Origin of the sequence: Sphingomonas sp. 1F27F7B (genome assembly GCF_005503355.1) — a bacterium.
Classification (GTDB): Bacteria; Pseudomonadota; Alphaproteobacteria; order Sphingomonadales; family Sphingomonadaceae; genus Sphingomonas.
In genome coordinates this window covers 229725-243354 of sequence record NZ_SCMK01000003.1, presented here as the reverse complement: position 1 = coordinate 243354, position 13630 = coordinate 229725, and the positions used below count along the sequence as shown (strand labels likewise).

Below are 13630 nucleotides of genomic sequence, written 5' to 3'. Positions count from 1 at the left end.
ATGTCATTGAATTCTTATCCAGGGATCGACCCGTCTGTCTCGCCGGAACGAGCCGAAGAGTCTTCTGCGACCTGTACATGTCTGGGTATTGTATCGGTCTTCGACTTCATTCCCGTCGGGGAGCAGGCGGCAATCCTGTCCGGCAACTCAACCTATGATTGTACCGCCGACATTCACGCCGCGCGGGACGCCGTCAACGGCTCAGGTAAGGTGCTCCTGTTTCCCGGCGGAACCTACTATGTCTCCGAAGTGGTTTTCTCCGGGGAAAACTACACAATTGCCACGTCGGGCACCTCGTTTCAGCAGAAGCCTGGCTTGACTGGTGACGGCGCTCCACACCCGATCATCGCGTTCACCGCCGAATCGCAGAACATCAGGCTGGGCGATCTCAATGTTCGCGGGAACATCGCAACGGACCTTGGAGAATCCTCTCACGGAATTATGGTGGCTTCCGCCAAGAGCATCACCATCGGAAATATTTTCGGAGAGGATCTGCGGGGGGACGTTCTCTACACTTACGGCCGGACAACCTCCGAGGCGGAAGTGCAGCGCGATCTCGTGACTGGTATAGTCCGTGGAAAGAATGTCTATCGCTGCATCGTCGCACTTGCGGGTGGTGACGCCACCATCGCCGGAATCGTCCAGGAAGGAGCGGTTGGATATCGCGACCTGGACGTCGAACCAAACACGGGCGGAGCTTATCAGCCCGTGCGTGTGGACATCGGATTCTTGCGCGGATCCGTGGTCCAGATCACGTCGGCTGATCCGCAAATCATCAACGAAAGCGTCCGGATCGAACATCTCGATCTTGATGGCACGAGAATCGCCAATTCCTCCGTACCTTACCCTAATCACGGTGGTGTCAACTCGTACGCTTTGTCTATCAACAATATTGATACTGTCGCGATTGGAAAGTTGAAATTGCGGAACTATGCCAGCTATCCAGTTTATCTTGCCGCGTTGCCCGGCTATCCGTCGCTTTGGCGCGAAATTCGGATCGGCACTCTGGATTTCGAGAATTGCAGCACAGAGGACACTACTTACAAGACCATTATCCGCCAGGCAACCGCGGCGCCGGATGGAGCCAGGCTGCTGATCGACCGCCTCGTGGGCAAGCTTTCGACGCATAACCCGCTGTCCACGAGCTCTCCGGTGACGCGTATGGTCTTGCTTTCGGAGACTAGCGTGCTTCCGGTGGCTATTGGTAGTGTGAATGTGATCGGTGGTACCTTTGGTGTCCGGCTGACCGGTACAATCGGCGCCGGACAATTCGATTGCGCTGCAGGCGGCAACGAAATCTTCTTGAACAGTTGCGATAAACTTACCGTCACCGGTTTGAGTGTCGTCAACGCCGCCAACACGCACGGCTTCCACGCTTGCCGATGCATCACGCTCATCGGGTGCTCTGCAAACTTCGGCGCGAGCCTTGATTATGCATCTGCGTCGACCGCAATTGTCGGCATCAACAGCGCGATTAACGGGGCGCTCGTGCCAAGCTTGAACGTCTTGGCGCCCTAAGAATGTAGCTGGGCCAGCAAGACATGCCGGCCCGACGATACGCCTAGCTTATCGGGGGCAGCGGGACACCTTTGACCCGTTGCCCCCATGGCAAACTATGATCAGCGGTTTCACAAGGCTGCGGCGAAAGCCGCCGTGCGCCTTGCGATTGCGAACCCTGGTGGTGCCGCCACTTTGGCCAAGTGACAAAACCTGGTACTCGAACAAGGGGCGGCTATTCGTCCTTCGCTGCCTGAAACCCGCTGGACAGTTTGCGACCGAGACTAAGCCCAATCTCCGGACATGAACCAACGTCCGCTTGGAGGAATCAGCGAGCCAGACCAAAACATCCCGATGTGGGGCGGAAGCCGCCAAGCCGCTCTAATGAGCCTACGGCCCAGGTTGAGGACTCATACTCTACCCCTCGTCACCCCGGCGCAAGGCCGGGGTGACGGAGCCTCAGGCCCGCCGCACCCCCAGCACGGTGAGGTGGCGATCGGGCCACAGGATCGACTGGCCGGTCCGCAGGCCGATGAGCGCCGCGCCCACCGGCGTGAGGATCGAGATCCGCCCCCGCGAGATGTCCGCCTCGGACGGATAGACGAGCGTGACCGTGCGCTTCGTGCCGTTGCTGTCGTCGACGAACTCCACCGTCGAGCCCATCGTCACCGTATCGGGCGAGATGCCGGCCGCCTTGTGCAGGCGCGCGCGCCCGGTCTCGCGCAGCAGCAGCGCGCTGACCGCGGGAAAGCGGCGCTCGACGCTGAGCGCCAGGCCGGCGAGCCGCTCGGCTTCGTCGTCGATCATGTCGATGGGCGGCCGGCCGGCCGCCTTGCGGGTCTTGCTCATATCTTGGATCTCCCAGGCAAAGGCGGCTCGTGCCGCAGGCACGCCGGACGGCGCATTGCTCGGCCCCGGGTCTCCGGGACATGCCTGAGGAGAACCCGGGGCTAGTTGCCTGCCAGGAATTGTCCCGCGTGAAGGCGGAATCGCTGCGGTTGCGCGCGCATCACCATGCCGGGACGATGGCCGCCGGGTCGCCGCTTGTCAAACCGGGTCAGAGGCGCTCGGCGACCAGCAGACAGGCGAGCATCGCCAGCACCAGCGCGATCAGCGCGACGCCGAGCGCGGGCCAGCCCCAGGCGGCCACGACCATGCCGGCGAGCGGCGGGCCGAGCAGCGCGCCGCCGGCGCCGAACTGCGTGATCAAGCCGTTCGCTGCCGCGATGCGGGGGTCATCGGGCGTGGCGGCACCGGCCTGGGCCGGCAGGCGCGCGAACATCAGCGGCGGAACGAGGCCGCTGATCAGCGTCGCGCCGATGGCGAGCATGCCGTTCTCGGCAAGGCTCGCGCCGGCGTTCCGATAGAGCCAGAAGACCAGGGGCAGGGTGGCGAGCAGCGCGACGGTGGAGATGAGGATCATTCGGCGGCTGCCCAGCGTGCCACCCCGCATCAGCCACATGGCGGCGGCGGAGCCGGGCAGGGCGGCGAGCGAGGCGAGGGCAGTGACCAGCCCGGCCTGGGCGATCGGCGCGCCGCTGCGCTCGACCAGGAAGCTCGGCAGCAGCATGAGCAGCGCGCAGACGAACAGGGTGTAGAGCCCGAAGGCGAAGGTGGAGACCCAGGCGGCGGGGGCGGGGAAGGTGATCCCCCGGCCGCTCGCGCCGGGCAGGGGAAGGCGGGTGAGCAGCGCAGTGATCACCGCCAGCGCGACGGCCCAGAGCAGCATGACTCCGCGCGGGCCCGCCGGCACGACCAGCGAGGCGGTGACTGCGCTGCCGAGCGCCAGCCCGACGGGGACGAAGGTGCTCCACAAGGCGAGTGCGCGGCCGCGGCTGCGGTCGGTGGCGATGGCGGCGATGGCGGTGGGCGCGACGATCACCATCAGCAGATAGCCCACGCCCTCCACCGCGCGGGCGGCGAAGAGGATCGCCGGATCGGGCGCCACCGCCTCGACCAGGCTGGCGCCGGCGAGCGTGGCGCCGCCGAGCAGCAGGAAGGCGCGCATGCCGAAGCGCGGGAGCCCCAGGCCGGCGACGAAGCCGAACAGCCCGCCGCCGACTTCGAGCAGCGAGATCAGCAGCGCGATCTGCGGCAGGGACAGATGGAAGCTCTCGCGCAGGATCGGCGCGATGGCGGAGATCTTGGCGAGCTGCGCGGCGGCGAGGATGCCGACCAGCCAGAGGATGAGGATTCGGGGCCAGGGCGTGCGCATGCGGCCCTGCTAGGGGCGGGGGCCGCGAATGGCCACGAATAGATTATACGCGGCAACCTGGGGTGGGGACTCATTCAGCTAACGCCGTCATCCCCTTCAGCTAACGCCGTCATCCCCGCGCAGGCGGGGATCCAGAGCCATGCGCGGAGCGGGGCGGCACGTCCTGCCCTCGGACGGCGTTCGCATGATGGCGCCGGTATCCCCTGCTACCCTGGATCCCCGCCTGCGCGGGGATGACGGCGGTAAATCAGATACTTGTTTGGGTTCCAAACCTATGCCGGATCGGGTGCGAGCGTGGTGGTGATGCGGCCGATCCGCCCGTCGGCGAGCGGCACCGTCTCCCAGCGCATCATGCTGGGCAGCACCGCGATCAGCGGATTACCGTTATGGCCGGTGCGGAACTCCAGGCGCTGGAACGGGCGATCATACCAGCCGCGATCGGCAAGGCCTTCCTCGGCGGCGACGATCTCCGGGCTGGCAAAGGCCCAGAGCGAGCGATCGAGGAACGCCTCGGCCCCGCCGGGCCAGCCCGCGACGCGGGCGGGCGAGGCGGCGAGCAGGCGGTGGGTCGCGTCGCAGACCAGGTGCACTGGAGCGGTGGAGCTCTCGATCAGGCGCCGGAGCGCGCTGTCGGCGTCGTTGCCGGCATGGGCGGCGATCATCGCGAGGATGCGGTCGCGCATCGCCGGCTCGGGCAGATGGGCGCCGCTCTCCCAGCGCGAGACGCTGGCCTGGGTGACTGCCAGCCGATCGGCGACGTCGCCCTGCTTGATCCCGTTCAGGACGCGGAAGCGGCGCAGCGCCCGGCCCAAGGGGAGATCGTGCAGCATGGCGCCGAGGATAGGCGCGGCGGACGGCCCCTACAAGGACAGCCGCATCGAGGCGCGCACCGTTCGCGGCGCGCCGGGGAAGATCCAGACCGGGCTGTACGAGCTCTGCGCATAGCGGGCGTCGAACAGATTATCCGCCTCCAGCCGCAGCGAGACGCGGGGCGAGAAGGCATATTCGATCGCGGCCTTGGCCTTCACATAGGCCGGCAGGACGAGCCCGCTGCCGTCGATCGCCCCCGCCCGCTCGCCCATATAGCTGACGCCGGCGCTGACCGAGGCGCCGCGGCCCGCGCCGTCGAGGAAGCGCCCGAGGACGAAGAGCGTGCCGGCATGCTCGGGCACGTCGAGCACGCGATCGGTGGCGAAGGCGGCGTCGTCGGCACGGGCGCGGGTCCAGGCATAGTTGCCGACGACCTGCCAGTGCCGGGCGAGCCGGATCGCCGCATCGGCCTCGATCCCGCGGCTGCGCAGGTTGCCGACGGGGGCGAGGAAGTTCGCGTCGACGGGATCGTTGGTCAGGATGCCCTGCTTGCGGATGTCGAACCAGGTGAGCGCGATGTCGACGCCTCGCCACGCGCCGGTGACGCCCAGCTCATGGCCCTTGCCGCGCTCGGGCGCGAAGCCCTGGCCGAAGCGGTCGGTGCCGGAATTGAGCAGGAAGCTCTCGCCCCAATTGGCGTGGAGCGCGACGGCGTCCGACAGGCGATAGCGGGCGCCGAGGCGGAAATTGACCGGCGCGTCGACCGCGCGGCCGATCGCGCCACTGCGATTGTTGCGGATGCGCTGGCGATAGGCATCGAAGCGCGCGCCGCCGCTGAGCGTCAGCCGATCGGTGACGTCCCACATGTCCTGGACGTAGAGCGTGCCCGACCAGCGCTTCTCGTGATTGTTGGTGAAGGGAAGCAGCTCGGGCGGGGCCGCGCCATAGGCCGGGTGGTGGACGTCGATCGCATAGGGGGCGGCCGCGCTCGGATTGCGGCGCATCCAGCGCTCGGCATAGTCGAGCAGATAGCCCTTGGCACCGAAGGCGAGGCGATGGGCGCCGACGCGGCCGGCCAGCTCGATGCGGGCGGAGAGATCGTCGACAAGGAAATCGCGCGAGCGCCGCTGGCGCCAGAGCGCAGTGCCGACGAGGCGCGACTGATCGGAGGAGAAGCCCTTGAGCGAGCCGGTTCGCCAGGCGATGCCGCCGTTCAGCGACCAGCCGTCGCCCAGCGCGGCGAGGCCGGTGAGCTGGTGGCGCTCGTTGCGGAAACGCGTGACGCCGTCGCTCGGCTCGCCGTAGAAATTGGTGCGCGGCAGGGCGTTGGCGTTGCCGTTCAGCGCGGGGATACCGCGGTCGAACGGCGCGTCGAAACGCGTGATCTCGCCGACATAGGTGAGGCGCAGGGCGTCGCTCGGCCGCCAGGTGAGCGAGGGTGCGACGGTGCGGCGGCGGAGCGTCACATGATCGCGCCAGCCGTCGCTGTCCTCCGCCGCGACGACGATGCGCGCGGCCAGGCTGCGCCCGAGCGGGGCATTGGCGTCGAGCTCGACGCGGCGCGTGTCGAACGAGCCATAGGTTAGGGTGGCGCCGGCGGCGGGGGCGAAGCCGGGCGTCTTGCTGACGATGTTGACGCGGCCGCCGGGATCGATGTCGCCGAACAGCGCGCCGGCCGGGCCCTTGAGCAGCTCGATCCGCTCGGCGGTGGCGGGGTCGCGCGGCGGGCCCATGCCGCGATTGGCGAGGAAGCCGTCGACATAATATTCGGCGCCGCCGTCGGGCGTGCCGAGAAAGCCGCGGATCGCGAAATTGTCGAGGAAGCCGCCGCGATTATTCTGGTTGCTGACGCCGCTGACCAGCTCGAGCGCGTCGGACAGGCGATAGGCGCCGGCGGCGGTGAGCAGGTCGCGCTCGATCGAACGGCTCGACTGCGACATGCGCTCGGTTGCCGCATCGGAGGACAAGCTGGGATCGGCGCGCGCCTGGCGCGTGCCGAGTACGACGATCTCCTGGCCCTCGTCGCGCTCATCCTCGGGCTCGGCATAGGCGGGGAAGGTGCAGAAGAGCAGCGGCGAGAGCAGGGCCGCCGCCGGGGGCAATCGAAGCAAGGGCTTGCCTTTCGTGAGATGATGTAACATCGCGCATGGCGAAAGGAAGCCGATGCTGTCAACCCCGAAGCTTGCCGCCGAAACATTTCCGAACCGGGGCGCGAAGCCAGCGCGGATCGTCTCGATCGATGCGCTGCGCGGGCTGGTGATCCTGTTGATGCTGGTCGATCACACGCGCGAATTCTTCTTCCGCCATGTGCCGTTGAGCGACCCGATGGACGTGGCGGCGACGTCGCCGGGCCTGTTCTTCACCCGGTTGGCGGCGCATCTCTGCGCGCCGACATTCGTGTTCCTGACCGGGGTGGGGGCGTGGCTGTATGCGGCGCCGCGGGGCGGTGCCCGGGCGGCTTCGGACTTTCTGTGGAAGCGCGGGCTGTTCCTGGTGGTGCTGGAGGTGACCGTGGTGAGTTTCGCCTGGAGCTTCGAACTGCTGCCCGACCGCTTCTTCCTGCAGGTGATCTGGGCGATCGGGCTTTCGATGCTGGCGCTGGCGGCACTGGCGCACCTTCCGCGAATCGCGCTCATCGGCGTCGGCCTCGTGCTGGTGCTGGGGCATAACCAACTGGACGGCGTGCATGTCGCGCCCGGCGGGCCGGGACATGTGCTGTGGGCGGTGCTGCACGAACGCACGCTGCTGCCGCTGCCCTGGGGCGGCGATGTGCGCACCTCCTATCCGCTGCTACCCTGGATCGGAGTGATCGCGCTTGGCTATGCGATCGGGCCGTGGTTCGCGCGGGGCGTGGAGCAGCGCTGGCGGTTGCGCGCGCTGGCGGTGGCCGGTGGGGTGGCGCTGCTCGGCTTCGTCGTGCTGCGCATGATCAATGGGTATGGCGAGCCGGTGGCGTGGCAGGTCGGCCCTGACGGGCTGCATACGGTGATGGGCTTCCTCAACCTGACCAAATATCCGCCCTCGGCGGACTTCCTGCTGCTGACCCTGGGTTGCGGGGCGCTGCTGCTGGCGGCGCTGGAGAGGCTGCCGACGCGGCCGGTGGCGGTGCTGGCGGTGTTCGGATCGGTGCCGTTGTTCTTCTACATTTTCCACCTTTACCTGCTCCACGCGATAAATCGGATCGCGGCGTTGGCGACGGGCGCGGACGGGCTGGCGACGTTGCCCAATGTCGCGAGCCTGTGGCTGATGGCGGCGGTGGTGGCGGTGCCGTGCTGGTTCGCGTGCCGGCGGTTCGCGGCGGTGAAGCGAGCGAGTGGAGCGTGGTGGATGCGGTATCTTTGAGGCAGGCGGGCGTACCGTTCCTGCCGGCCGCGGGATCATGGACGACGTGCGACTGGGATATTGGGTGGAAAGGCGAAAGGCAGCTTCCGGTGCGCGACCCAAGGAAGCTGCCCATGGTGGCTATAGCCTTGAGGGCTTGCAAACCGCGGTTGCGCTTCGCGTTACAGTGCCCAGTCCCGCGCCGAAGACTTGGTAATCGGTGAGCTTGCCGGAGACGCGATCGAAGATCAGATGCCGCTCTTGTCCGTCCCGTTCCAAATCAGCCAACTTCATCGGAACAGATTTTGCGTCGGCGATCGAATAAGTTTGCTCCTTGGTGCAGTAACCGTAGCAGTATGTGTTAGCTACAAGATCGGCCTTGAAAGTGAGGCTGTAGGGAACGGACTTTGGTTCGGCGCTTCCGATTTTCACAGTTTCCGTCCCGCGACACTCTTCGACGATTGTTTGCGCGGCACAAAGGGGGGTGCTGGCGAACAGAAAAATTACGGGCGGAATGAAAAAGTGTGACTTTGTCATCATGGCGTGCTTCTCCACTTTCCATCGCGTGGACCAGAGCCCGCCCGAAATCTACTGCGTACTTCGGCGATTACAAACGCATTATGACGGCTTTCAGGGGCGTCCAATCGGGGTTGAACGGCGTCAAATGGGGCAAAAGTGGTAATCCGAACCCGCGGGTTCGGTTCCCCGGCAAAGGCCGGGACTGATCGCGATGTCGTTCGAGAAGCGCACGTGCCCAACCACTTACGCCGAGCCTGGGCCCCGGCCTTTGCCGGGGAGCACATCCATCCGCAAAAAAACGGGAGCGGCCCGGGGGAGCCGCTCCCAGTTCAGGGGAAATGGCTTACCAGTTCAGGCCGATCCGGGCATAGACATAGCGCCCCCCGAAGCCGAAGGGCGAGTAATAGGGGAAGCCGACCACGCCGGTCGAATTGTTCGCGGCGATGGTATAGTCCGGATAGACGTCGAACAGATTGTTCACGCCGAGTGCGAACTGTGCGCCCTTAAGTGCCTGATACCGCAGCTCGAGATCGGTGATGGTGTGACGGCCGCTATGGACGTCCGCCGCCGGGGTGGTGCCCGGCTGGTTGACGTCGCCATAATAGCTCGCCCGCGCGGTGATCGCGAGCTTGTCCAGCGACCAGTCGATCGAGCCGGTCACCTTCTGGCCCGGCGTACCCTGCTCGATCGTCAGGATGCGGCTGCGGGCGAAGAGGACCGGCGCGGGATTGACCGTGCCGGTGGAGGTGGGAATGGAGCTGCGATCCACCTTGGTCTGGTTGAGATTGCCGGCGAGCGTGAAGTCGAAAGTACCGGCGCCGTCGGTGGGCAGCCGGTAATGCGCCACCGCGTCGATGCCGCGGACGCGCGAGCGCAGGCCGTTGATGAAGAAGCGCGCGGCCTGGGCGCCGGTGTTGGTGCCGGCGAGGAGCGCCGCGACCTGCGGGCTGAAGCTCGCCTGGATGTTCTCCGAAAGGGCGAGCTGGTTGCGCAGGCGGATCTGATAGGCGTCGATCGTCAGGTCGAACCCGCCCGAACGGATCACCGTGCCGACCGACAGGTTGGTCGAGCGTTCCGGCTCGAGCGGCAGGCCGCCCAGCGCGGCGCCGACGGCGCTGACCGAGGGGAAGGTGCCGGTGAGGATCGGCGTGCCGTTCTGGACCACCGAGGCGATCGAGGTGAAATATTGCTGCTGGAGGCTGGGCGCGCGGAAGCCGGTGGACGCGGTGCCGCGGATCGCGAACCAGGGGGCGATGTCGTAGCGCAGCGAGACCTTGCCGGTGGCGGTGTCGCCGAAGTCGGTATAGTGCTCGGCACGGCCGGCAAGGCCGATCAGCAGCTTGTCGGTGATCTGCGCTTCCAGATCGAGATAGCCCGAGACGTTCTTGCGGCTGCGCTCGATGGCGTTGAGCGGGGAGAAGCCGCCAAAGCCCTGCGCGCCCGGCGCCTGGCCGGCCACGGCGCCGGTGGCGGGATAGTTCCAGGATGCCGGCTCGCCCGGCGTGATCTTGAAGCCCTCGCGGCGCCCTTCGACGCCGAATGCGACGTTCAGCGACTGGAACACGTCGAAGCTGCGTGCGACGTCGAGCCCGGCGACCCATTGGTCATAGATCAGCGCGCCGTCGTAGAAGCTGGTCGGCGAGGCGTTGCCATAAGCGTAATTGGCCGAGTTGCGGGTGTAATAGGCAATCTTGTTGCGGCCGTACGCGACGTTCAGATCGACGTTCCAGCCGGCAAGGTCGCCCTTGATGCCGAGCGCGCCGTTCGCATTGGTCGACTTGGTGTTGATGATCGGCAGGAAGCCGTTGGGATAGATGCCCGAGACGGCGCCGGCGGCGCTGGGCAGGCGCGGGAAGGCGGCGCTGCGGCTGTCGCGGTCCTGATAGCCGAACCAGCCATAGAGCTTCCAATTGTCGCCGATGCCGGTGCCGGCGTTCACATAGCCGGTATATTGCTCGACCGCGGGATCGCCGAAGCGGCCAGTGACGCGGCTGGGCGTGACGCGCGGATCGAAATCGGCGCGGTTGGTCGCCTCGCGGTTCAGATATTCGCCGGAGAGCGTGATGTAGCCGTCATTGCCGAAGCCGATGCCCTGCCAGGCCGATAGGGTGAGCGCCGGCTCGCCGGTGACCGAGCGGCTGCCGCGCGCGGTGTCGATGTCGGTGGTGTAGAAGCCATAGGTGGCGGTGGCGCCGCCGCCCGAGCGCGCTTCCCGCAAGCGGACGTTGATCACGCCGGCGATCGCGTCCGAGCCATATTGCGCCGAGGCGCCGTCGCGCAGCACTTCGATCCGCTCCAGCGCAGTGGCGGGGATGGTGTTCAGATCGACGGCGGCCGAGCCGCGGCCGACCGAGCCGTTGACGTTGAGCAGCGCCGAGGCGTTGGCGCGCACGCCGTTGATCAGGACCAGCGTCTGGTCGGGCGAGAGGCCGCGCAGGGTGGCCGGGCGGATCGCATCGGTGCCGTCCGTCGCCGAGGGGCGAGGAAAATCGATCGAGGGCGCAATGGCGGCAAGCGCGGCGCCGAGCTCGGTCGTGCCCTGGTTGCGCAGCGCGGTGCCGCTCAGCACATCGACCGGAGACGCGGTGTCGAGCCGCGAGCGGCCCTGGGCGCGAGTGCCGGTGACGATGATCTGCGTGTCTTCGGCGGGCGGCGCCTGATCGGCCTGCGCTTCCGCGGCGGGCGTTTCCTGGGCGAGGGCGGGAGAAGCGGCGATCGCCAGCGTGGTGGCGATGGCGAGGAGCGACGGAGTACGGAAACGCATGATGATGGCCCACCTTTTCTTATGGTGAGCACAATCTCTACCAATTCGGTGGGAATTGATACAAAGGAAAGCTTGGCGCGGACAAAAGCGGAGTTGCCGGATGTTGCGCGAACGCAACACAACTGCTCCCGAACGCGCGTTCGGGGGATTGGTTCCCGGCCGATCGCGGGCATGTCCCGCTCCGGGAAAGCGTGTCCCATCGGGATAAAGCGACGAACGGTCCGCAAGGCCTAACCCGATATTTACCTCTCGCCCCCATAGCTGACCGTGATCCTGTGCGGGTTGCTGCCGAGACGTCGGCGGCGCGTCTGCCCGCCGGGAAAGGAGCTCGGCATGCGTTTCATCGGTTTCGGCAGGACATTTCTGGCTCTCGGCGCGGCAGCGGCGCTGCTGGCGGGATGCGGCGGCGGCGGGGGCCGTCCGGAGCTGCCGCCCGCGGCGGCGGTGGCGCAGCGCGAAGTGCCGAGCGAGGAATATGTCATCGGCCCGATGGACCAGCTCCAGGTCTTTGTGTGGCGCAACCCCGAGCTGTCGGCGAAGGTGCAGGTGCGCCCCGACGGCCGCATCACCGTGCCGCTGATCAGCGACATGCCGGCGGTGGGCAAGACCCCGGCGATGCTGGCGGACGACCTGAAGTTCGCGCTGAGCGAATATATCAAGGATCCGATCGTCTCGGTGATCGTCGAGAATTTCAACGGGACGTACAGCCAGCAGGTCCGCGTCGTCGGCGCGACCGAGAAGCCGGCCTCGATCCCGTATCGCGCCAACATGACTCTGCTCGACGCGATGATCGCAGTGGGCGGCCTGAGCGAGTTCGCCGCGGGCAACCGCGCGCGGCTGGTGCGCTATGACCGGCAGACCGGCAAGCAGACCGAATACAAGGTGCGCCTGGGCGACCTGCTCAAGAACGGCGACATCCGCGCGAACGTCAAGCTCGAGCCGGGCGACGTGATCATCATCCCCACGAGCATGTTCTGAGGTAGCGCGGGTGGGGAGCCTCTACGACGAGCTGCGCGGCGCACTGCACGCGATCTGGCAGCGGCGCTGGGTGGCGCTGGCGGTGGCCTGGGGCATCTGCCTGGCGGGCTGGCTGGTGGTGTCGCAGATGCCGAACAATTATGAGTCGCGCGCGCGCATCTTCGTGCAGCTGCGCCAGATCATCCCGACCGACGGGACAACGGCGCTCAACCAGCAGAAGGACCTCGACCGGGTCCGCCAGACGCTGACCAGCGCGGTCAACCTGGAGAAGGTGGTGCGCGGCACCGATCTCGCCCGCACCGTGGCGACCGACCGCGACGTGGCGGACCGGGTGGCCGGCCTCCAGAAGGCGATCAAGCTGACCGCGCAGCAGGACAATCTGTTCGAAATCGCAGTGACGGCGCCGAGCGGCAAGCTCGCCCGCCAGATCACCCAGAAGCTGATCGACATCTTCGTCGAGGCGAACCTCTCCGACAATCGCGACCAGTCGAGCCAGTCGCTCGACTTCATGGATCAGCAGCTCGACGCGCGGCAGAAGCAGCTGGCGGACGCCGAGGCGAAGAAGGCGGACTTCCAGAACCGCTATCTCGGCTCGCTGCCCGGCACCGGATCGATCGACGATCGCGTCTCTGCGGCGCGCACCCAGCTCGCCCAGATCCAGTCGGACCTGGCGGCGGCGCAATCGAGCCTGAACGTGGTCAACGCCCAGATGGCGAGCACCCCGGCGAACATCGCAGGGGCCGGCGGCGCGCCGGCGACCGGGCCGGCGCGGGCGCGGCTCGCGGCGATCCAGGGCCAGCTCGCCGATGCGCGCGCCAAGGGCTATACCGATAGCCATCCCGATGTGATCGCGCTCAAGAACCAGCTCGCCGCGGCGCAGAGCGCGGCAGCGCGCGAGCCGGTGGCCAGCGGCGCGTCGGCAGGGGCTTCCAATCCAGTCTATATCGGCCTCCAGTCGATGCGGGCGGACAAGCAGGCGACCGTCGCCGCGCTGATCCAGCGCAAGGCGCAGATCGAAGGCGACCTGAACCTGCTCCAGGCCAAGATGGCCGAGGCACCGGGCGTCGCCGCCGAGCAGGGCGAGATCGAGCGCCAATATCAGGTGCTCAAGAACCAGTATGACCAGCTGCTCGCCCAGCGCGAGCAGATGAAGATCTCGAGCCAGGCGCAGAATGTCGCCGATGCCGACAAGTTCAACGTGGTCGACCCGCCGACCCAGCCGCGCGCGCCGAGCTCGCCCAACCGGCCGCTGCTGCTCACCGGCGTGCTGATCGCCGGGCTGGGCGCGGGTGTCGCCGCCGCCTTCGCGCTGGGCAAGCTGACCACGACCTTCCCGACCGCGGCCAAGCTCGAAAAGGCAAGCGGCATGCCGGTGATCGGCTCGATCGGCGAAGTGGTGACCGCCGCGCAGACCGCGATGCGGCGCCGGAAGCTGGTGCTGTTCGCCGGCGGAGTGGCCGCGCTGTGCTTCGCCTATGTCGGGCTGATCGGCGTGGAATTCCTCCAACGCGGCATGGGGGCCTGAG

The 13630-nt window shown here is 67.0% G+C and carries 10 protein-coding genes; 4 read left to right on the top strand and 6 right to left on the bottom strand.

Annotation, left to right across the window (positions count from 1 at the left end):
• Nucleotides 1-1518 carry a hypothetical protein gene (locus FFS08_RS04360; protein WP_137864275.1) on the top strand — a complete coding sequence of 506 codons (1518 nt, stop codon included), beginning with the start codon at nt 1-3 and terminating at the stop codon, nt 1516-1518.
• A gap of 438 nt (nt 1519-1956) precedes the next feature.
• Here FFS08_RS04360 and rnk read toward each other — a convergent pair whose 3' ends face one another.
• The 4 genes from rnk to FFS08_RS04340 all read right to left on the bottom strand — a co-directional run bounded on the left by rnk (nt 1957) and on the right by FFS08_RS04340 (nt 6633).
• Nucleotides 1957-2346 carry a nucleoside diphosphate kinase regulator gene (gene rnk, locus FFS08_RS04355; RefSeq protein WP_137864274.1) on the bottom strand — a complete coding sequence of 130 codons (390 nt, stop codon included), beginning with the start codon at nt 2344-2346 and terminating at the stop codon, nt 1957-1959.
• Nucleotides 2347-2554: 208 nt separating this feature from the next.
• Nucleotides 2555-3712, bottom strand: a complete 1158-nt coding sequence (locus FFS08_RS04350; RefSeq protein ID WP_137871815.1) for an MFS transporter — start codon at nt 3710-3712, stop codon at nt 2555-2557.
• A 272-nt stretch (nt 3713-3984) separates the two neighbouring features.
• A complete protein-coding gene (locus FFS08_RS04345; RefSeq protein ID WP_137864941.1) occupies nt 3985-4542 on the bottom strand; it encodes a helix-turn-helix transcriptional regulator in 558 nt (185 codons plus the stop codon).
• A 30-nt stretch (nt 4543-4572) separates the two neighbouring features.
• On the bottom strand, nt 4573-6633 hold the full coding sequence (locus FFS08_RS04340) for a TonB-dependent siderophore receptor (RefSeq protein ID WP_249341281.1): 2061 nt from the start codon (nt 6631-6633) through the stop codon (nt 4573-4575).
• A 52-nt stretch (nt 6634-6685) separates the two neighbouring features.
• On the opposite strand from FFS08_RS04340, the gene FFS08_RS04335 reads away from it, so the two are divergent.
• Complete coding sequence (locus tag FFS08_RS04335; protein WP_137864943.1) at nt 6686-7864, top strand: acetyltransferase domain-containing protein; 1179 nt, start codon at nt 6686-6688, stop codon at nt 7862-7864.
• A gap of 120 nt (nt 7865-7984) precedes the next feature.
• Here the strand turns inward: FFS08_RS04335 and FFS08_RS04330 are convergent, their stop codons facing one another.
• Together FFS08_RS04330 and FFS08_RS04325 are read right to left on the bottom strand one after the other, a co-directional pair.
• Nucleotides 7985-8398: a hypothetical protein gene (locus tag FFS08_RS04330; protein ID WP_137864944.1), complete on the bottom strand. Its 414-nt coding sequence runs from the start codon at nt 8396-8398 to the stop codon at nt 7985-7987.
• A 307-nt stretch (nt 8399-8705) separates the two neighbouring features.
• The gene (locus FFS08_RS04325) at nt 8706-11126 is read right to left on the bottom strand and encodes a TonB-dependent receptor plug domain-containing protein (protein ID WP_137864945.1); all 2421 of its coding nucleotides are present in this window, start codon (nt 11124-11126) and stop codon (nt 8706-8708) included.
• Nucleotides 11127-11459: 333 nt separating this feature from the next.
• Here FFS08_RS04325 and FFS08_RS04320 point away from each other — a divergent pair, with 333 nt between their 5' ends.
• On the top strand, nt 11460-12104 hold the full coding sequence (locus tag FFS08_RS04320; protein ID WP_137864946.1) for an XrtA/PEP-CTERM system exopolysaccharide export protein: 645 nt from the start codon (nt 11460-11462) through the stop codon (nt 12102-12104).
• Between the two features lie 10 nt (nt 12105-12114).
• Entirely contained in the window at nt 12115-13629 is a 1515-nt protein-coding gene (locus FFS08_RS04315) for an XrtA system polysaccharide chain length determinant (RefSeq protein ID WP_137864947.1), read from the top strand.
• The last annotated feature ends 1 nt before the right edge of the window (nt 13630 follow it).

Excerpts from the sequence above, each read along its gene's own strand:
- FFS08_RS04320 (WP_137864946.1), top strand. The coding sequence starts at position 11,460 with ATGCGTTTCATCGGTTTCGGCAGGACATTTCTGGCTCTCGGCGCGGCA.
- FFS08_RS04325 (WP_137864945.1), bottom strand. The coding sequence starts at position 11,126 with ATGCGTTTCCGTACTCCGTCGCTCCTCGCCATCGCCACCACGCTGGCG.
- rnk (WP_137864274.1), bottom strand. The coding sequence starts at position 2,346 with ATGAGCAAGACCCGCAAGGCGGCCGGCCGGCCGCCCATCGACATGATC.
- FFS08_RS04350 (WP_137871815.1), bottom strand. The coding sequence starts at position 3,712 with ATGCGCACGCCCTGGCCCCGAATCCTCATCCTCTGGCTGGTCGGCATC.
- FFS08_RS04345 (WP_137864941.1), bottom strand. The coding sequence starts at position 4,542 with ATGCTGCACGATCTCCCCTTGGGCCGGGCGCTGCGCCGCTTCCGCGTC.
- FFS08_RS04335 (WP_137864943.1), top strand. The coding sequence starts at position 6,686 with ATGCTGTCAACCCCGAAGCTTGCCGCCGAAACATTTCCGAACCGGGGC.
- FFS08_RS04360 (WP_137864275.1), top strand. The coding sequence starts at position 1 with ATGTCATTGAATTCTTATCCAGGGATCGACCCGTCTGTCTCGCCGGAA.